This window comes from Streptomyces capillispiralis, assembly GCF_007829875.1.
GTDB lineage: Bacteria > Actinomycetota > Actinomycetes > Streptomycetales > Streptomycetaceae > Streptomyces > Streptomyces capillispiralis.
On the sequence record NZ_VIWV01000001.1, the window covers coordinates 6058754 to 6077934 of the forward strand.

Consider the following 19181-nt stretch of genomic DNA (forward strand, 5'->3'; position numbering starts at 1 on the left):
TCGTCGTGTGCCGGCCGGTGCGGGCCCTCAGTCCTCGCCGAGGTACGCCTTGCGGACGGACTCGTCGTGCAGGAGGTCCTGTCCGGAACCGGAGAGGACGATCTTGCCGACCTCCATGACGTGGGCGTGGTCCGCGAGGGACAGCGCCGCCTGGGCGTTCTGCTCGATGAGCAGGATGGTGGTGCCCTGGGACTTGAGTTCGGCGATGGTGGCCATGATCTTCTGCATCATGATCGGCGAGAGACCCATGGAGGGCTCGTCGAGCATCAGCAGTTTGGGCCGGGACATCAGCGCCCTGCCCATGGCGAGCATCTGCTGCTCACCGCCGGAGAGGGTGCCCGCGGCCTGCTTGCTGCGTTCCCCGAGGATGGGGAAGAGCTCGTAGGCGCGCTGGATGTCCTTCTCGATGCCCTCCTTGTCGTTGCGGAGGAAGGCACCGAGGCGCAGGTTGTCCTCGATGGTCATCCGGGGGAAGATGTGCCGCCCCTCGGGGGAGTGGGCGAGCCCCAGCGACACGATCTTGTGCGCGGGGATCTTCTTCAGCGACTGTCCGTCGAACCTGATGTCGCCGGAGACCGGCTGGAGCAGTCCGGAGAGCGTCCTGAGCGTGGTGGTCTTGCCGGCGCCGTTGGTGCCGATGAGGGTGACGACCTCGCCCGCTTCGACCTTGAACGAGATGCCCTTGACGGCCTCGATCTTGCCGTAGGCGACCCTGAGGTCCTCGACCTCCAGCAGTGCGGTCACTTGTCGTCCCCTTCTGTGGTGCTGTGCGCCTCGGCGGCCTCGACCTCGGCGGCCTCCTCCTGGCCCGGTGCGCCTTCGAAGGGGGTGCCGAGGTAGGCGGCGATGACGCGTTCGTCGGCCTGGACGACCTCGGCGGGGCCTTCGACGATCTTCTCGCCCTGGACGAGTACGGCGACCCGGTCGCAGAGGTTCATGATGAACCGGATGTCGTGTTCGATGACGAGGACGGCGATGCCCTTGTCGCGGATGGCGAAGATCAGCTCTTCGGCGGCCCGGGTCTCCTGCGGGTTCATGCCCGCGGTGGGCTCGTCGAGCAGGAGCAGGCCGGGCTCGCTGGCGAGTGCCCGGGCGATCTCCAGCTTGCGCTGTTCGCCGTAGGGCAGGTTGCGGGCGAGGTGGTCGGCCTTGGCCGCGAGTCCGGTGAACTCCAGGAGTTCCATGGCCCGTTCGCGGGATTCCTGTTCGGCCCTCTTGAAGCCGGGCAGCCGCAGCAGGGCCGACCAGAGGCCTTCCTTGGTGCGGGTGTGCCGTCCGACGAGCACGTTCTCCAGAACGGTCATGTTGGCGAAGAGCCGGATGTTCTGGAAGGTGCGCGCGATGCCGGCCTGGGTGACCAGGTGCGGCTTGGGCGGCAGCACGGTGCCCTTGTAGGAGACCTTGCCCTCGGTGGGGACGTACAGGCCGGTGAGGCAGTTGAAGAAGGTGGTCTTCCCCGCGCCGTTGGGGCCGATGAGTCCCACGATCTCGCCGCTGTTGACGGTGAGGTCGACGGAGCGCACGGCGGTGAGGCCGCCGAAGCGCATGGTGACGTCGCTGGCGTCGAGGACGGTGGTGGTGGGTGCGGTGGTGGTCATGAGGGTCACGCCCCTGCCTTCGCGACGCCGGTCGCGCCGTCCGGGAGCGGCTTGTCGTCCGGTACGTCGAGCTGTCCGGTGTCGTGGAACTCGAGTTGCTTCCTGCGGTCGGCGACCAGGCCCTCGGGGCGGAAGCGCATGAGGAGCATGAGCGCGGCGCCGAAGAGGAGCAGCTGGTACTCCGCCATGAACTGGAGTTTGGCCGGGATGAGGTAGAGCAGTGCGGCGCCGATGAGGGGGCCGCTGATGGTGCCCATGCCGCCGAGGATGACGGCGGCGAGCAGGAAGGCCGAGTTCGGCGGCACGGAGCCGGCGAACTGGTACTGCTCGGGGGTGACGCTGTAGGAGACGTGGGCCTGCACGGTGCCGGCGAGGCCGGCCAGGCAGGCGCCGAGGGCGAAGGCGAGGAGCTTGAGGCGGAAGCCGTTGATGCCCATGGCGGTGGCGGCGGTCTCGTCCTCGCGGATGGCGACCCAGGCACGGCCGATGCGGGACTCCGCGGAACGGCGGAAGACCAGCACGACGATCGCGGTGAACAGCAGCATCAGCAGGTAGTAGTTGCCGGAGCGGGTGAGCTCGTGGCCGAGGACGTCGTGCGGCAGGCCCAGGTTGAAGCCGAAGATCTCCAGGTCGGGGATGTTCGGGATGCCGTTGGAGCCGTTGGTGACGTCCGGTCCGCTGTTGCCGTTCAGGTTGTTCATGGTGATGCGGAAGATCTCACCGAAGCCGAGCGTCACGATGGCGAGGTAGTCGCCGCGCAGTCGCAGGGTCGGCGCGCCGATCACCACGCCGAAGATCAGCGAGGCGAGCGCGCCGGTGAGGACGGCCGCCCAGAACGGGAAGTGCAGGCCGATGCTCGACTGCGGGGAGCCGGACACCAGGGCGGCGGCGTAGGCGCCGACACCGAGGAAGGCGACGTATCCGAGGTCGAGGAGGCCGGCGAGGCCGACGACGACGTTGAGGCCCAGGGCGACCGTGGCGAAGATCAGGATGTTCGCGCCGATGAGGGCGAACTGGTCGTTGCTCTGGGTGAAGGGGAAGCAGATCGCGGCGACGAAGGCGGCCGCGAGGGTGACGTTGCGGTGCTTGGCGGTGAGGGCCGAGAGCCGCTTGAGCAGTCCGGCGCGGGTGACGGCGGTGAAGCCGAACCCGGCGGTGATCAGGAACCCGATGAACAGCTCGGAGTACTCGGTGCCGATGCCGTACGCGAAGACGTACAGGCCGGCGCCGAAGCCGGCGGCGATGATCAGGATCTCGGCCCAGGAGGGCAGCTCCTTGGCGCGGCCGGGTTCGGGGGCGGTGAGGGAGTGGCGGATCCGGCCCCAGAGGCCGGGGCGGCCTTCGTTGCGGTCGTAGGGCTGGTCGACCGGGAGGCCGAGGGCACCGACGACGGCGACGAGGGCGCCGGCGCCGGAGACCCAGGCGCCGGGTTCGAGGTTGACCAGGCCGCCGAGTTCCTGGCTGATGGCGCCCATGGTGTAGCCGGTGGTGCCGAGGACGCCGAGGGCGCCGAGCAGGACCGGGCTGTTGGTGCCGCCGGGGGTGAGCCAGCCCAGACCCCGGATGCCGTAGCCGGAGAGGGCGAACAGCAGGGTGAGCGCGGAGCCGACGAGGGTGAGGACCTGGAGGCCGCCGGGGTAACCGGTGACGGTGAGGTTGCCGGGGAACTCGTCGGTCCAGGTCCAGGCGAGGAAGGTGCCGATGAGGGCGAGGGCGGAGCCGGCGACGGCGGTCGCGCGTGCCGCGGCGGGCGGCAGGGGGACGACCGGGGTGGCCGGTGCGGTGTCCGCCTTGGTGGCGGTGGTGGGAGGTGTGGTGGTCATGGGTATCACGCCCGATCCGCGACGCGTTCGCCGAGCAGGCCCTGTGGCCGGAAGAGCAGGACGAGGATGAGCAGGCTGAACGCCCATACGTCCTTCCAGGCGCCGCCGCCGAAGAGTTCCATGCCCGGGATGTTGCCGATGTAGCCGGTGGCGAGGGCTTCGGCGACGCCGAGGACGATGCCGCCGAGCATGGCGCCGTAGATGTTGCCGATGCCGCCGAGGACCGCGGCGGTGAAGGCCTTGAGGCCCATCAGGAAGCCCATGCGGAAGCCGACCTGGCCGTTCTTGAGGCCGTAGGCGACGGCGGCGATGGCGGCGAACGCGGCACCGATGGCGAAGGCCATGACGATGATGCGGTCGGTGTTGACGCCCATCAGCTTGGCCGTGTCGGGGTCCTGGGCGGTCGCCTGCATGCCGCGGCCGGAGCGGGTCTTCGACACGAAGAGGCCGAGGGCGATCATGCACAGCGGGGCGGCGATGATGACGAAGAGGTCACCGCGCTGGACGGTGGCGCCGAGGATGTCGATCGCCTCGCCCTCGAACTGCGGGAAGGAACGGTCCTTCTTCGCCTCGGGGTACCACATCCACACGATCTGCTGGAGGACGATGGACAGGCCGATGGCGGTGATCAGGGGTGCCAGCCGTGGTGCGTTGCGCAGGGGCCGGTAGGCGAAGCGTTCGGCCGCGGTGGCGAAGGCGACCGAGACGATCACGCCGCCGAGGATCATGAGGGGGATGGCGGCTCCGAGGGCGAAGCCGTCGGGGAGTATCAGGAAGACGGTGAGGGCCCCGAAGCCCCCGACCATGAAGATCTCGCCGTGGGCGAAGTTGATGAGCTGGACGATGCCGTAGACCATCGTGTAGCCGATCGCGATGAGTCCGTACATCGCGCCGAGGATGAGTCCATTGGCCAGCTGTTGCGGCAGTTCGTTCACCGCAGGGCCTCCGTGGAGTGGTTCGGATATGGCGCCGCGCGGGAGCGCTGGTGGGCGCTCCCGCGCGGCCTGGATCAATGTCTGAAGGGTGTGTCCTTCGGGTGTCCCCTCGCTCAGTCCACCTTGGGCGAGGCGCTGTACTCGGGCGCCCAGGCGCTGCTCTTGACCTTGTAGGCGGTCATCAGCGTGTTGGTGGTGTCACCGAACTCGTCGAAGGAGATGGTGCCGGTGACGCCGTCGAACTTGACCTTGCTCATCGCGTCGAGGACGGCCTTGCGGGCGTCGGACGGGACCTTGCCGTCGTTGCCGTCGACGGCCAGCTTGATGGCCTCGATGATCGACCAGGTGGCGTCGTAGGTGAGGCCGCCGTACGCCTCGTACGGGTCCTCGAAGCCCTCGTTCTTGTAGTTCTCGATGAACTCCTTGGCGGAGGGCAGCTGCTCGACGGGCTTGCCCACGGAGGTGGCGAGGTCGCCCTCGGCCTTCTTGTTGAGCTTCGGGAACTCGCCGGAGTAGATGCCGTCGCCGCCCATCAGCGGGATGTTCTGGCCGCTGTCCTTGAGCTGCTGGCTCAGCGGGGCGGCGGCCGGGTACTCGCCGCCGTAGTAGAGGGCCTCGGCACCGGTCTTCTTGATCTTGGCGACGACGGCGTTGAAGTCGCGGTCGTCGGGGTTGATGTGGTCGGTGCCGACGATCTTGCCGCCGAGCTTGGTGAAGTTGGTCTTGAAGGAGGCGGCGAGGCCGGCGCCGTAGGTCTTCTGGTCGTCGATCAGGTAGACCTTCTTCTTGCCGGCCTTGGTGTAGAGGTACTCGGCGGCGAAGGCACCCTGGATCTCGTCCGTGGTGGCGGTGCGGAAGAAGGTCTTGAACTGGCGGACCGAGTCGCCGGTCTTCCAGCCGTCGCCCTGGGTCAGCTCGGTGCCGGTGTTGGCCGGGGACACCTGGACCAGACCGGCGTCGTTGAACGGCTTCTGCATCTGCTGCGAGACGCTGGAGTTCAGCGGGCCGACGACGCCGAGGACGTCCTTGTCGCTGATGAACTTCTGGGCGTTCTGCTGGCCGACGGAGGGCTGGGCCTGGTCGTCGAGCGGTTCGAGCTTGAACTCGACGCCGTCGACGTAGCCCTCCTTGTTGGCGGTCTTCACCGCGAGCTCGGCGGAGTTGCGCATGCCGAGGCCGAGGGCCGAGAGGTCGCCGGTCAGCGGGGCGTCGATGCCGATCACAACAGTGGTCTTGTCGCCGCCGCCACTGCCGTTGCTGCTGTCGTCGCGCGACCCGCATGCGGTGAGCGTGAGCGATCCCGCCGCGAGTGCCGCGGTGAGGGCGATGAGCGAACGTTGACGCACGATCCAGTCCTTTCCCCTGACAACCGCTTCCTGGTGAAAACGGCCGAGTCGAGCGCTGGGCCGACGTGACAATCGGGCGGCGCGGTGACTGGCCGTGACTCTAAGCGGGTGTGGGGAAGGTGGAGGAGGGTCTGGCCAAGGCTGTGACTCTCTTGTTATGACACGACGTATTGCAGAGCGGTACTGACTGGGGGGAACGGCGGAATTCTCGCCGTTTTGCCCTGTCCGGATGGTGAGAAACCGCAGGACCCGGCGGAGTGTGTTCAGGCGTATCGGGGGTTTTGCTCATGACTGGACGGGGGTGCAGAAACCTGCACACGGGGTCTGGTGGGGGCCTTGGCGCGGCCTGGGGCGGGAGGGGGCGGGCCGGGTTACTGTATTGCGCGCGCATTACGCAGCGTTACGCGGAGGAAAGGGAGTCCGGCGTTCCGGCGTTCTCCGGTGGTTTCTCTCATTTGGCCACGGGTGGGGCGCGGGAAAGGTCCGGAGCGGGTCGACGGCGGGGTGGCGTCGGGGACGGAATTCCGTGTAATAGGCACGGAAATCTTGGATTCGTTGATCGGCCGGATAATGAATCAAGAGTTCCGGATTCTTGGATCAACGGCTCTGGCCTGCGATTTCCCTGCCTCACCGGAGAGTTGCCCGGGGGTGGCGCGGTGGACGCGCGGCCGGCCTGCCGGGAGGCCGCCGGGCGGGGTGGCGCTCGGGTGGCCGGGCTGCCGGGCCGGGCGGCGCCTTCCGGCCTCGGCGTCTCACGGCTCGTCAAGTCCCGGCTTGGGGTGCCCTTTTGACGGCCGGTCGAGTGGGTGCGCGCCGGCCGGACACCTCGCACCCGGTCACCGGGCCGGGGCGCCGGACGCGCGGGGGCGTGCTGCGGGGTGGGGGCGGGGTGGCGCGATGGCGGGGGTTCCGCGCGCTGGTGGGGGCGTGGGCTTCGTGCCGGGAGGGCGGGACGGTGTCCGGGCCGTCTCGGGCGCGAAGAGGAGCGGGGCGTAGGGGGCCCCGGCGCCCGAAGGGGCGCGTGGTGCGGGGGCGGACGCGCTCCCGCACCACACCGCCCGTCAGCCCGCGACCTGTTCCCCGTCCCCGGGCCGCACGTCCCGCAGCAGACAGGTCAGCCGCGCGGTGCACACCCGCTTGCCCGCCTCGTCGGTGATGACGATCTCGTACGTCGCCGTGGACCGCCCCCGGTGCACCGGCGTGGCGACCCCGGTCACCAGGCCGGAGCGGACACCGCGGTGATGGGTGCAGTTGAGGTCGACGCCGACCGCGATCTTCGAACTGCCGCCGTGCAGCATCGACCCCACCGACCCCAGCGTCTCCGCCAGCACGGCGGAGGCGCCGCCGTGCAGCAGGCCGTACGGCTGGGTGTTGCCCTCCACCGGCATCGTCCCGACGACCCGCTCCGCCGACGCCTCCCGTATCCGCACGCCCATCCGCGTCCCCAGGTGGCCCGCCGAGAACAGCGCCTGGAGGTCCACGCCGAGCGCGGCGTACTCGTCGATGACCTCCGGCGGGAACGTGACGTGCTGCTGCTCTCCCATGGGCCCGGCTCCATTCGTCGTGCGTCGGTACGGCTCGCTGCTGAGCGAACGCTCAGTCGGTCGACGATTGTTCCAGACGCACCACGACGGACTTGCTGGCCGGGGTGTTGCTGGTGTCCGCCGTGGCGTCCAGCGGCACCAGGACGTTGGTCTCCGGGTAGTACGCCGCGGCGCAGCCCCGGGCCGTCGGGTAGTGCACGACGCGGAAACCGGGCGCCCTGCGCTCCACGCCGTCCTTCCACTCGCCGACCAGGTCGACGTAACTGCCGTCCACGAGCCGCAGTTCCCGGGCGTCCTCCGGGTTCACCAGCACCACCCGCCGGCCGTTCCTGATGCCCCGGTAGCGGTCGTCCAGGCCGTAGATCGTGGTGTTGTACTGGTCGTGCGAGCGCAGCGTCTGCAGCAGCAGCCGGCCCTCCGGCAGCTCCGGGTACTCCACCGGCGCGGCGGTGAAGTTGGCCTTGCCGGTGGTGGTGGGGAAACGGCGCTCGTCGCGCGGCGCGTGCGGGAGCGCGAAGCCCTCGGGACGGGCCACCCGCGCGTTGAAGTCCTCGAAACCGGGGATCACGCGCGCGATGCGGTCGCGGATCGTCGCGTAGTCCTTCTCGAACTCCTCCCACGGCACCGTGCTGCGCTCACCGAGGACCCGGCGGGCCAGCCGGCACACGATGGCCGGCTCGGACAGCAGCTGCCGGCTCGCGGGCTCCAGCCGGCCGCGCGAGGCGTGCACCATGCCCATGGAGTCCTCGACCGTCACGAACTGCTCGCCGCTGCCCTGCACGTCGCGCTCCGTGCGGCCCAGGGTGGGCAGGATGAGGGCGCGCGCGCCGGTGACGGTGTGCGAGCGGTTCAGCTTCGTCGACACGTGCACCGTCAGCCGGGCGCGGCGCATCGCCGCCTCGGTGACCTCCGTGTCGGGGGAGGCGGAGACGAAGTTGCCGCCCATGGCGAAGAAGACCTTCGCCTTCCCGTCGCGCAACGCGCGGATGGCCCGTACGACGTCGTAGCCGTGCTCGCGCGGCGGGGCGAAGCCGAACTCCCTCTCCAGGGCGTCCAGGAACGCCGGCGCGGGCCGCTCGAAGATGCCCATGGTGCGGTCGCCCTGCACGTTGGAGTGGCCGCGCACCGGGCACACGCCCGCGCCCGGCCGGCCGATGTTGCCGCGCAGCAGCAGGAAGTTGACGACCTCGCGGATCATCGGCACGGAGTGCTTGTGCTGGGTGAGGCCCATCGCCCAGCACACGATGGTGCGCCGGGAGTCGAGGACCATCCGCAGACAGCGCTCGATGTCCCCGCGCGTGAGACCGGTCGCCGTGAGCGTCTCGTCCCAGTCGGCGGCACCCGCGGCCTCGGCGAACTCCTCGTAGCCGTGGGTGTGTTCGCGCACGAACTCCTCGTCGACCGCGCCCGGCGTGTCGAGGATCAGCTTGTTCAGGAGGCGGAAGAGGGCCTGGTCGCCGCCGAGGCGGATCTGCAGGAACAGGTCCGTCAGCGCCGCGCCGGTGGTCAGCCCCTTCGGCGTCTGCGGGTTCTTGAACCGCTCCAGCCCCGCCTCGGGCAGCGGGTTGACGCTGATGATCCGCGCGCCGTTCGCCTTTGCCTTCTCCAGGGCGGACAGCATGCGCGGGTGGTTGGTGCCCGGGTTCTGCCCGGCGACGATGATCAGGTCGGCCTTGTGGAGGTCCTCGAGCAGGACGCTGCCCTTGCCGACGCCGATCGTCTCCGACAGGGCCGAGCCGGAGGACTCGTGGCACATGTTGGAGCAGTCCGGCAGGTTGTTGGTGCCGAGCTCCCGCGCGAAGAGCTGGTAGAGGAACGCGGCCTCGTTGCTGGTGCGCCCGGAGGTGTAGAAGACGGCCTCGTCGGGGGAGTCGAGCGCGCCGATCTCCTCGGCGACGATGTCGAAGGCGCGCTCCCAGGTGACCGGCTCGTAGCGGTCACCGCCCTCGGGGAGGTACATGGGGTGCGTCAGCCGGCCCTGCTGCCCCAGCCAGTAGCCGCTGCGCCCGGCGAGGTCGGCGACGGAGTGCGCGGCGAAGAACTCCGGGGTGACCCGGCGCAGGGTGGCCTCCTCGGCCACGGCCTTCGCGCCGTTCTCACAGAACTCCGCCCTGTGCCGGTGCTCCGGCTCCGGCCAGGCGCAGCCCGGACAGTCGAAGCCGTTCTTCTGGTTGACGCTCAGCAGCGTCAGCGCCGTGCGCTTGATCCCCATCTGCTGGTGGGCCATGCGCAGGGTGTGGCCGATCGCGGGCAGCCCCGCCGCCGCGTGCTGGGGCTCGGCGACCTCCGGCGCGTCCTGGACCGGATCACCCTTGGGCGGCTTCGTGGCCATCGCGCGCTCCTGTTCGCGTACACGTGTGAGGTACGCCTCCGATCCTCGCACGCGCCGGTGACGGGAGTGTGGGCCGGAGGGACGGGGATCGCGCGCAAAGCGTGGGGTACGGGGGTGGGGGGCGAGGTGCGTGGACGGGCCGGGGGCGGCGGCGGGGCGTGGGTGGCGGCGGGGCGTGGGTGGCTGGAGGGGCCAGCGGCGTGCGGGCGGTGGGCCGGTGGTGCGGTGGCCTGGTGGTGCGGTGACTTGGTGGTGCGGTGCGCGGTGGTGCGGTGCGCGGCGGTGTAGTGGCCCGGTGGTGCGGTGCGCGGTGGTGCGGTGTGTGGCGGGTGGGGCGTCGCACGGGGTGGGGATGTGGCGCGGGGCGTCGCTCGGGGTGGGGCCGGGTGTCAGTGGGGCGTGGCAGGATCGGGGGCGTGGCAGAGACAGCATCGAAGAAGACCGACCAGACCTCCGGCGGGACCCGTCCGCGACTGATGCTCATGGACGGGCACTCGCTGGCCTACCGCGCGTTCTTCGCGCTGCCCGCGGAGAACTTCACCACCGCGACGGGCCAGCCGACGAACGCGATCTACGGCTTCGCGTCGATGCTGGCCAACACCCTGCGTGACGAGGCGCCCACGCACTTCGCGGTCGCCTTCGACGTCTCGCGCAAGACCTGGCGGTCGGAGGAGTTCACCGAGTACAAGGCGAACCGCTCCAAGACCCCCGACGAGTTCAAGGGCCAGGTCGAGCTGATCGGCGAGCTGCTCGACGCGATGCGCGCCGAGCGCTTCGCCGTCGAGGGCTTCGAGGCGGACGACGTCATCGCCACCCTCGCCACCCAGGCCGAGGCTGAGGGCTTCGAGGTGCTGATCGTCACCGGCGACCGGGACTCCTTCCAGCTGGTCTCCGAGCACACCACCGTGCTGTACCCGACGAAGGGCGTCTCCGAGCTGACCCGCTTCACCCCGGAGAAGGTCTTCGAGAAGTACGGTCTGACGCCCGCCCAGTACCCCGACTTCGCGGCCCTGCGCGGCGACCCGTCCGACAACCTGCCCGGCATCCCGGGCGTCGGCGAGAAGACGGCCGCGAAGTGGATCAACCAGTTCGGCTCCTTCGCCGAGCTGGTCGAGCGCGTCGACGAGGTCAAGGGCAAGGCCGGGCAGAACCTGCGCGACCACCTGGAGTCCGTGAAGCTCAACCGCCGGCTCACCGAGCTGGAGCGGCGGGTCGAGCTGCCGAAGGGCGTCACCGACCTGGAGCGCACCGCCTACGACCGCAAGGCCGTGGCGATGATCCTGGACACCCTGGAGATCAGGAACCCGTCGCTGCGCGAGCGCCTGTTCGCCGTCGACCCGGGCGCCGAGGAGGCCGAGGCCACTCCCGTCGTCGCGGCGGGCGTGGAGCTGGACGGCACCGTGCTGGGCACCGGCGAGCTGGCCGGCTGGCTCGCCGAGCACGGCACTGGCCCCCTCGGTGTCGCCACCGTCGACACCTGGGCGCTCGGCACCGGCTCGGTCGCCGAGGTGGCGCTCGCCACGTCCGCCGGGCCGGCCGCCTGGTTCGACCCGGCCGAGCTCGACGAGGCCGACGAGCGGGCCTTCGCGGCCTGGCTCGGCGACGCCGGCCGGCCCAAGGTGTTCCACAACGCCAAGGGCGCCATGCGGGTCTTCGCCGAGCACGGCTGGAGCGTCGAGGGCGTCACCATGGACACCGCGCTCGCCGCGTATCTGGTGAAGCCGGGCCGCCGCTCCTTCGACCTGGACGCGCTGTCCCTGGAGTACCTGCACCGCGAGCTGGCGGCCGCCGCCGCGCCCGACGGGCAGCTGGCCTTCGGGGCGGACGACGGTGCGGAGGCCGAGGCGCTGATGGTGCAGGCCCGCGCCGTCCTCGACCTGGGGGAGACCTTCGAGGCCCGCCTGGCGGACGTGGGCGCGGCCGACCTGCTGCGCGACATGGAGCTGCCGACGTCGGCGCTGCTGGCCCGCATGGAGCGGCACGGCATCGCGGCCGACCGGGCGCACCTGGAGGCCATGGAGCAGATGTTCGCGGGCGCCGTGCAGCAGGCGGTGAAGGAGGCGCACGCGGCGGCGGGCCACGAGTTCAACCTGGGCTCGCCCAAGCAGCTCCAGGAAGTCCTCTTCGGCGAGCTGGCCCTGCCCAGGACGAAGAAGACGAAGACCGGCTACACCACGGACGCCGACGCGCTGGCCTGGCTCGCCACGCAGACGGACAACGAACTGCCGGTCATCATGCTCCGCCACCGCGAGCAGGCGAAGCTCCGCGTCACCGTCGAGGGCCTGATCAAGACGATCGCCGCGGACGGCCGCATCCACACCACGTTCAACCAGACGGTCGCCGCCACCGGCCGCCTGTCGTCGACCGACCCGAACCTGCAGAACATCCCCGTCCGCACCGACGAGGGCCGTGCGATCCGCCGCGGCTTCGTGGTCGGCGAGGGCTTCGAGTCGCTGATGACCGCCGACTACAGCCAGATCGAACTGCGCGTGATGGCCCACCTGTCGGAGGACGCCGGACTGATCGAGGCGTTCACCTCGGGCGAGGACCTGCACACCACGGCGGCCGCGCAGGTGTTCTCGGTCGAGCAGTCCGCGGTCGACGCGGAGATGCGCCGCAAGATCAAGGCGATGTCCTACGGCCTGGCCTACGGGCTGTCGGCCTTCGGCCTCTCCCAGCAGCTGAACATCGAGGCGGCGGAGGCCCGCGCCCTGATGGACGCCTACTTCGAGCGGTTCGGCGGCGTACGGGACTATCTGCGCCGCGTGGTGGACGAGGCGAGGGCGACCGGCTACACGGCGACGCTCTTCGGCCGCCGCCGCTACCTGCCGGACCTCAACAGCGACAACCGCCAGCGCCGCGAGGCGGCCGAGCGCATGGCGCTCAACGCGCCGATCCAGGGCACGGCGGCGGACATCGTCAAGATCGCCATGCTGAACGTGGACCGCGCGCTGCGCGAGGCGGGCCTGAGCTCGCGGATGCTGCTCCAGGTCCACGACGAAATCGTCCTGGAGATCGCCCCCGGTGAGCGTCCGGCGGTGGAGGACCTGGTCCGCCGCGAGATGGCGAGCGCGGTGGAGCTGCGCGTGCCCCTGGGCGTCTCGGTGGGCGCCGGACCGGACTGGGAGTCGGCGGCCCACTAGCGGACGTCGTCGTCCGGGCCGGGCCGGCCCCTGCCGCGCGACGGCGAGCGGCGAGGCCGCCGCCCCGCGGCACTGGCGCGGTGGCGCCGCCGCGGCCTGGTGGACGGGCCGGCCCGGCCCCAGGCCGGGGGACGGCGGGGGTGAAACCGCCGTCCTTCAACGCCCGCGCGGCGGCGGCGCGGCCCGGTGGGTCCGGCCCGGATCTCCCCCGTCCGCCGATCACCGCACCAGCACCGCTACCGGGACGGCCTGTCGCCGCGCCCCACTGCCCCAGCCCCACCCCACCGCCACAGCCCCACGCCACACCCCCATCGCCACAGCCCCACAGCCCCACCGCCCCGCAGGGTGCTTCACTCGCGTGGCCCCCGCGGACAAGCCGTCGCCGGGGCCGGCCGACAGGATGCGGGGCATGGGTATACGCATGCTGCACCGCAGAGCGGCACCCCCGCGGGCCGGCGCCGACGGACCCACCCCCGAGGCGTTTCCGCCGGTTCCTGTCTTCGCGGCCGCCGCAAGTACCGCCCGCGTCCCCGTCACCCCCGCGACCGCGCTGCGGCAGGCCACGGCGGACCTCGGCCGCCGCATCGCCGACGGCCGATGGCGCACCGGCCGCGCCTCCACCGCCGTACTCCCCGCCCTGCCCGGCCGTCCCGGTCTCCCCGGAGAGCCGCCGTGGCGGCTGTGGGCCGAGCTGGCCCGCGCCTACCTCACCCTGGTCCTCACCCTGCTGCCCCGCCCCCGCCCGGTGCGCACCGTCACCGTGTTCGTCGCGGCGAGCGACACCCTCACCGTGCGGTCGTACGGCTCGGCCGCCGCCCACCGGCCCCTTCAGGGCCCTCCGTGGCCGGACTGGCCGGACTGGCCGGACGCCACGCCCTGACGGCCACCGCGTACAGCGGCAGCGCGAGGACGAGCCCCGCGCCCGCCCCGAAGCACACCGTCGGGATCAGTTCCCACGGCTTCGCGGTCGACCCCCAGTACGCCCACCACCGCGAGGCCCGCTGCACCGCCCCCACCAGCGCACACCCGGCGAGCAGCGCGAGGGCCCACCCCCGGTCCCCGGCGGAGAGCAGGGGGACCCCGGCCGGTTCCGCCCGGGGCGCCGTCCGGCGCAGCGCCCGCGCCACGAACAGGGCGATCACGACCGCGGCCACCGCCGAGCCGCCGTACTGCATGTACCAGTACAGGGGCGAGCCGGCGATCTCCCGGCCCAGCACGGGAAAGACCCGCATGCCCCACTGGTCGAGATGCGTGAACGCGTCCCAGACCACGTGCGTCAGCGACCCGAGCACGGCCGAGACGTACCAGCGCGCCAGCAGCGACGGCCGCACGCGCGCGCGGGGCGCACCGCAGCGCAGCAGCGCCGCCGCCCGTCCCTGGCGGGCCCGCGGCAACAGCGCCACCAGCGGTTCGCGCACCAGCAGCCAGAGCCCGACCAGCGCCCAGGCGATGGCCACGTCGACCGTGAAGACGCCCCAGAAGGCATGGGTGACGTCCCCGAACTGCATCGCACCCGACAGGACACTCGCCGCGTAATAGGTCATGTCGGGAGCAAAGCTGCCCGCGATCAGCACGGCGGGGACGAAGGGGCCGCGGCCGCTCCCGTCGGCCCGTACGGCGGGCAGTACCGCCGCCGCATGACTCAGGGTGAACGGCAACTCGGCTCCTCGCGACAGTCGTTGACCGGACCGCCGGGGCCCGTCGATCGGCAGGGCCCAGTATGCGGGACACCCCGCTCCGGGCCCGGCCGTGCACGATCATGGCCAACCGGTGAATATCGGGCATGAACGGGTGTCCGAGCAAAGGAAGTTGTCGTAGGGTCGCGAGGGTCGTCGTGCCGGGTGCCCGCCGAGGGCAACCAGTGGGGCGGGCAGATCGTCACAACAGGGCGAACACAACACACGCTGACGGACGCTCCGACGTCCACGGGGAGGGGTTCACTCTATGGCGGCGCATTTCGGCAGGAGGCTGCGCAAGGGAGCGGCAACCACCGCAGTGGCCGCGGCGGCCGTGGCGGCCCTGTCCGCGTCCCAGGCGCCGGGTGTGACGGTCGACGACCAGGGAAGACAGGCCAGCTCCGACAGCACTCCCTCGCCCGAGGACGCCACCGACGGGGCGACCGGCAACTCGCCGTACTACACCGACCTGCCGCCGCTCAACAGCCCCAACCCCTCCCCGGGCACCGGCACCGGCCAGGCCACCCCGGGCACGGCCGAGGCCGGCATTCCCGCGACCGTCCTCGACGCCTACAAGAAGGCCGAGGCCGCGCTGCGCGAGAAGAAGCCCGGCTGCAACCTGCCCTGGCAACTCCTCGCCGCCATCGGCAAGGTGGAATCCGGCCAGGCCCGCGGCGGACGCGTCTCCGCCGACGGCACCACGCTCTCCCCGATCCTCGGCCCCCAGCTCGACGGCAACGGCTTCGCCGCCATCCTGGACACCGACGACGGGGCCTACGACGGCAACAGCACCTACGACCACGCCGTCGGCCCCATGCAGTTCATCCCGTCCACCTGGGAGTGGGCAGCCCGCGACGGCAACGGCGACGGCCGCGAGGACCCCAACAACATCTACGACGCCGCGCTCGCCGCCGGCCACTACCTGTGCCGCTTCGGCTGGGACCTGTCCGACCAGCGCGACCTCAACAAGGCGATCCTCAGCTACAACAACTCGACGGAGTACCTGAACACCGTCCTGTCGTGGCTGGAGTACTACCGCAAGGGAACCCACGAAATCCCGGACGGCACCGGCACCCTGCCCGAGGACCGCAGCGACGACACGATCGTGCGCCCCTCCCCGACGACGTCGGGCACCTCGTCACCGAAGCCCGGCCCGAAGCCCGAGAAGCCGGCCGGCAGCAGCCCGAGCCCCAAGCCGACCCCGCCGCCCGGCACCGGCAGCCCGAGCACGCCGCCACCGCCCACCACCACCCCGACCCCCACCGACACGGTGGACCACCTGGAGGACGCCGGCACCGCGCAGCTCACCGCGATGGCGGGCGACGCGTTCTCCAAGAGGATCAGCACCCGCGCCGAGACGGACGCCGGCAAGGCGGTGGCGAAGGTGCGGATCCGCTTCACCATCGTCGGCGACACCGACACCACCTTCACCGGTGGCGAGAGCGTGGCCACCGTCGTCACCAACAGCACCGGCGTCGCCGTGGCGCCCGCGCTGCAGGCGGGCGAGCAGACCGGCGCGTTCGCCGTCCAGGCCACCGTCGTGGGCCGCACGATCCCGGGCGTCGCCTACAAGGCGACCGTCACCGAGCGCGCGGCCGACACCCTCGTGCGCACCAGCGACAAGGCGCTGACCTGCACCCCGGGCGGCGAGTTCGCCGAGCCCGTCGAGGTGAGGGCCACGTACAACGGTGTCGCCGCCGACAAGGTCGCCGCCACCGCCACGCTCATCAAGTCGGCCGACGACCCGACCGCGAACGACAAGGGCCCCTACTTCAAGGACGCGGACGGCAAGGCGATCCGCACCCTGAGCGGCCTGACGACGGACGCCAACGGCCTGCTGAAGCTGCCGCAGCTGTACGCGGACGACACCGCCGGCACGTTCCTGCTCCGCATCACCACGGCGGGCGGCGCGACCCTCACCGTCGAACTGACCGTGGCGGCCGCCGAGACGACGTCCCCGAGCCCGTCACCCACCCCGTCCGAGACCTCCGGCACCTGACCTGACCGGACCGGACCTGACCGGACCGGACCTGACCGGTCCGGCTCGGCCGCACCGACGACGAGGGCGCCCCTCCGTGGACGACGGAGGGGCGCCCTCGCCCGTGCCGGCAGCCGGAGCGGCGGCTCACCGTCCCAGGCGCGCGTTGGTGTGCCGGGTCGGCCGCGCGGCGGCCGGATCCTCCGGCCACGGATGCTTGGGGTAGCGCCCGCGCAGCTCGGCCCGTACGCCCCGGTAGCCGTCGCGCCAGAAGGAGGCGAGATCGGCGGTCACGGCGGCCGGCCGCCCCGCCGGGGACAGCAGGTGCACCAGCAGCGGCACCCCGGCCACCCGCGGCGACTCCTGCAGCCCGAACATCTCCTGGAGCTTCACGGCCAGCACCGGCTGCGCCGGATCGGCATAGTCGATCCGGATGCCGGAACCACTGGGCACGGTGATGCGCTCGGGAGCGAGTTCGTCGAGCCGCGCGGCCTCCCCCGAGGCCCAGGGCAGCAGCCGTGCGAGTGCCTGTCCGGCGTCGATCCGCGCGAGATCGGCCCGCCGCCGGGCACGGCTCAGCTCCGGCTCCAGCCACTCGTCCACGCGCGCGTGCAGCGCCGCGTCGGACACGTCGGGCCACGGCGCGCCGAGCCGGCCGTGCAGGAAGGCCAGCCGCTGCCGCAGCACGGTCGCCCCCGCCGGCCACCGCAACAGCCCGAACCCCTCCCGCCGCAGCCCGTCCAGCAGCGCCGCCCGTACGAGCGCGGGGTCGGCGTCGGTGTGGGGCCGCACGGCCAGCTCCACCGCCCCGAGCCGCTCGACCCGGCGCGCCACGACGTCCCCGTCGGACCAGCGCACCTCCTCGCGCGACTCCCGCAGCGCCCCCGCGGCGAACCGGGCGACGGCCTCGTCGACCACCGCGCCGAGCCGCACCCGCGCATGCCCCCGGCCCACGGGCCGGTCGGCCACGGCGACGGCGACCCACACCGCACCACGCAACCCGGAACCCGCACCCACCTCGGCCCGCGTCCCGCCCACCATCAGGTACGAACCGCCGTCCACCCGGCCGACCCGCTCGGGAAAGGCCAGCGCCACCACCAGCCCGACCCGCGCGTCCTCACCACCCGCGGCCAACGCCCCGACGACCGGGCTGCCCCCACCCGCCGCTGCCGCACCACTCCCGGACGGCTCCCGGACGACCGCACCGCTCCGGTCCGCCGCCTCGCCGCCCTCGGACAGCCCCCCGACGACCGCACCGCCCCCGCCCGCCGTTCCCGCCCCCCGCGCGCCCCCGCCGGCCGCCTCCGAGGCGAGGGTTCGCAGGCGCCGGACCTCCTTGCGCCACCGCGCGGCGTATGCGTCACCCCCGCGTCGTGCCGTGCGCAGCGCGCCCGTGAGGTCGTCGCCGTAGTCGCGCGGCGGCTCCTCGCCGAGCAGCGCGGCCACCTCGGCGGCGAGGCCGGCCCCCACCACCGGTGCCGCGTCCAGCAGCGCCCGCCCCAGCCTGGGGTGCAGCCCCAGCCGCGCCAGCCGCACTCCACGCTCCGTGGCCCGCCCGTCCGGCCCGACCGCACCGATCGCCGTCAGCACCTCCCGGGCCGCCGCCATCGCCCCGCCCGGCGGGGCGTCCAGCAGCGCCAGCCCGGACGCGTCCGGATCGCCCCAGCAGGCCGCCTGCAGCGCGAACGCCGTCAGGTCGGCCACCTTGATCTCGGGGGAGGGGAACCGCGGCAGCCGCGCGTCCTCCGCCTCCGCCCAGCAGCGGTACACCGTGCCCGGCGCCTCACGCCCGGCACGGCCCGCCCGCTGCCGCCCCGCCGCGCGGGAGGCCCGTACCGTCGTCAGCGCGCTCAGCCCCCGCGCGTGGTCCACGCGCGGCTCCCGAGCCAGCCCCGAGTCCACGACCACCCGCACCCCCGGAACCGTCAGCGAGGACTCCGCCACCGAGGTCGCCAGCACCACCCGGCGCCGCTCCCCGGGCGCCAGCACCGCGTCCTGCACGGCGGCCGGCGCCCGCCCGTGCACCTGGAGCACCTCGACACCGCCCGGATCCCCCAGCAGGCCGGCCACCCGGGCGATCTCGCCCACCCCGGGCAGGAACGCCAGCACGTCCCCGTCCCGCTCGGCCAGCGCCCGCCGTACCACCGACGCCACGTGCGCGAGCAGCGCCGGATCGACCCGCATGCCGTGCGGGGGCGCCACCGCGCGCGCGGGCGGCGCCCACACCACCTCCACCGGGAACGCGGCGCCCCGCGCCTCGACCACCGGCGCGTCACCCAGCAGCCGCGCCCAGCCCTCCGCGTCGGTCGTCGCCGACGCGGCCACCAGCCGCAGCTCCGGCCGCAGCGTCTCGCGCACGTCCCACAGGAACGCCGCCGCCGTGTCCGCGTCGAGGTGCCGCTCGTGGCACTCGTCGAGCACCACCACGTCCACCCCGGCCAGCTCCTGGTCGCGCTGGAGGCGCTGCAGGAGCACACCGGTCGTGACGACCTCCACCCGCGTGCGCCGGCCGACCGCGCGCTCCCCGCGCACGGTGAAGCCGACCGACTCCCCGACCCGCTCGCCCAGCAGCCACGCCATCCGCCGGGCCGCCGCGCGGACCGCGATCCGCCGCGGCTCGGCCACCAGCACCCGCCGCGCGGGCCCCGCACCGAGCAGCCCGGCCAGGACCAGCGGTACCAGGGTCGTCTTGCCGGTCCCGGGCGGCGCCACCAGCACGGCGGTGCCGTGCGCGTCGAGGGCGCCGGTCAGCCCGGGCAGGGCGTCGCGTACGGGAAGGGCGTCCAGGGCGTCGTGACGGATCACG

Annotated in this window: 11 protein-coding genes; 2 read left to right on the top strand and 9 right to left on the bottom strand. The window is 72.4% G+C overall.

Annotation, left to right across the window (positions count from 1 at the left end; translation table 11 throughout):
- Positions 1 to 27 precede the first annotated feature (27 nt).
- The 7 genes from FHX78_RS26395 to FHX78_RS26425 all read right to left on the bottom strand — a co-directional run bounded on the left by FHX78_RS26395 (position 28) and on the right by FHX78_RS26425 (position 9578).
- Positions 28 to 744, bottom strand: coding sequence for an ABC transporter ATP-binding protein (locus FHX78_RS26395; RefSeq protein ID WP_145869891.1), 717 nt, complete (start codon positions 742 to 744; stop codon positions 28 to 30).
- Entirely contained in the window at positions 741 to 1607 is an 867-nt protein-coding gene (locus tag FHX78_RS26400) for an ABC transporter ATP-binding protein (protein ID WP_145869892.1), read from the bottom strand. Before FHX78_RS26400 ends, FHX78_RS26395 begins: the two co-directional genes overlap by 4 nt.
- Entirely contained in the window at positions 1604 to 3421 is a 1818-nt protein-coding gene (locus FHX78_RS26405) for a branched-chain amino acid ABC transporter permease (protein WP_145869893.1), read from the bottom strand. The genes FHX78_RS26400 and FHX78_RS26405 overlap by 4 nt, the downstream gene beginning before the upstream one ends.
- A gap of 5 nt (positions 3422 to 3426) precedes the next feature.
- Positions 3427 to 4356, bottom strand: coding sequence for a branched-chain amino acid ABC transporter permease (locus FHX78_RS26410; protein WP_145869894.1), 930 nt, complete (start codon positions 4354 to 4356; stop codon positions 3427 to 3429).
- A 113-nt stretch (positions 4357 to 4469) separates the two neighbouring features.
- A complete protein-coding gene (locus FHX78_RS26415) occupies positions 4470 to 5702 on the bottom strand; it encodes a branched-chain amino acid ABC transporter substrate-binding protein (RefSeq protein WP_145869895.1) in 1233 nt (410 codons plus the stop codon).
- A gap of 1061 nt (positions 5703 to 6763) precedes the next feature.
- A complete protein-coding gene (locus tag FHX78_RS26420; RefSeq protein WP_145869896.1) occupies positions 6764 to 7246 on the bottom strand; it encodes a PaaI family thioesterase in 483 nt (160 codons plus the stop codon).
- Positions 7247 to 7298: 52 nt separating this feature from the next.
- The gene (locus FHX78_RS26425) at positions 7299 to 9578 is read right to left on the bottom strand and encodes an FdhF/YdeP family oxidoreductase (RefSeq protein ID WP_145869897.1); all 2280 of its coding nucleotides are present in this window, start codon (positions 9576 to 9578) and stop codon (positions 7299 to 7301) included.
- A gap of 416 nt (positions 9579 to 9994) precedes the next feature.
- Here FHX78_RS26425 and polA point away from each other — a divergent pair, with 416 nt between their 5' ends.
- Positions 9995 to 12721, top strand: a complete 2727-nt coding sequence (gene polA, locus FHX78_RS26430) for a DNA polymerase I (protein ID WP_145869898.1) — start codon at positions 9995 to 9997, stop codon at positions 12719 to 12721.
- Positions 12722 to 13506: 785 nt separating this feature from the next.
- On the opposite strand, the gene FHX78_RS26440 is transcribed toward polA, so the two are convergent.
- The gene (locus FHX78_RS26440) at positions 13507 to 14379 is read right to left on the bottom strand and encodes a DUF4184 family protein (RefSeq protein ID WP_145869899.1); all 873 of its coding nucleotides are present in this window, start codon (positions 14377 to 14379) and stop codon (positions 13507 to 13509) included.
- A gap of 286 nt (positions 14380 to 14665) precedes the next feature.
- On the opposite strand from FHX78_RS26440, the gene FHX78_RS26445 reads away from it, so the two are divergent.
- Positions 14666 to 16396: a lytic transglycosylase domain-containing protein gene (locus FHX78_RS26445; RefSeq protein ID WP_145869900.1), complete on the top strand. Its 1731-nt coding sequence runs from the start codon at positions 14666 to 14668 to the stop codon at positions 16394 to 16396.
- Positions 16397 to 16522: 126 nt separating this feature from the next.
- Here the strand turns inward: FHX78_RS26445 and FHX78_RS26450 are convergent, their stop codons facing one another.
- Entirely contained in the window at positions 16523 to 19180 is a 2658-nt protein-coding gene (locus FHX78_RS26450; protein WP_145869901.1) for an ATP-dependent RNA helicase, read from the bottom strand.
- Between the last annotated feature and the right edge of the window lies 1 nt (position 19181).

What these genes read in the sequence shown, in the direction of transcription:
- FHX78_RS26405 (WP_145869893.1), bottom strand. Translation starts at nt 3,421, where the DNA reads ATGACCACCACACCTCCCACCACCGCCACCAAGGCGGACACCGCACCG.
- FHX78_RS26425 (WP_145869897.1), bottom strand. Translation starts at nt 9,578, where the DNA reads ATGGCCACGAAGCCGCCCAAGGGTGATCCGGTCCAGGACGCGCCGGAG.
- FHX78_RS26420 (WP_145869896.1), bottom strand. Translation starts at nt 7,246, where the DNA reads ATGGGAGAGCAGCAGCACGTCACGTTCCCGCCGGAGGTCATCGACGAG.
- FHX78_RS26445 (WP_145869900.1), top strand. Translation starts at nt 14,666, where the DNA reads ATGGCGGCGCATTTCGGCAGGAGGCTGCGCAAGGGAGCGGCAACCACC.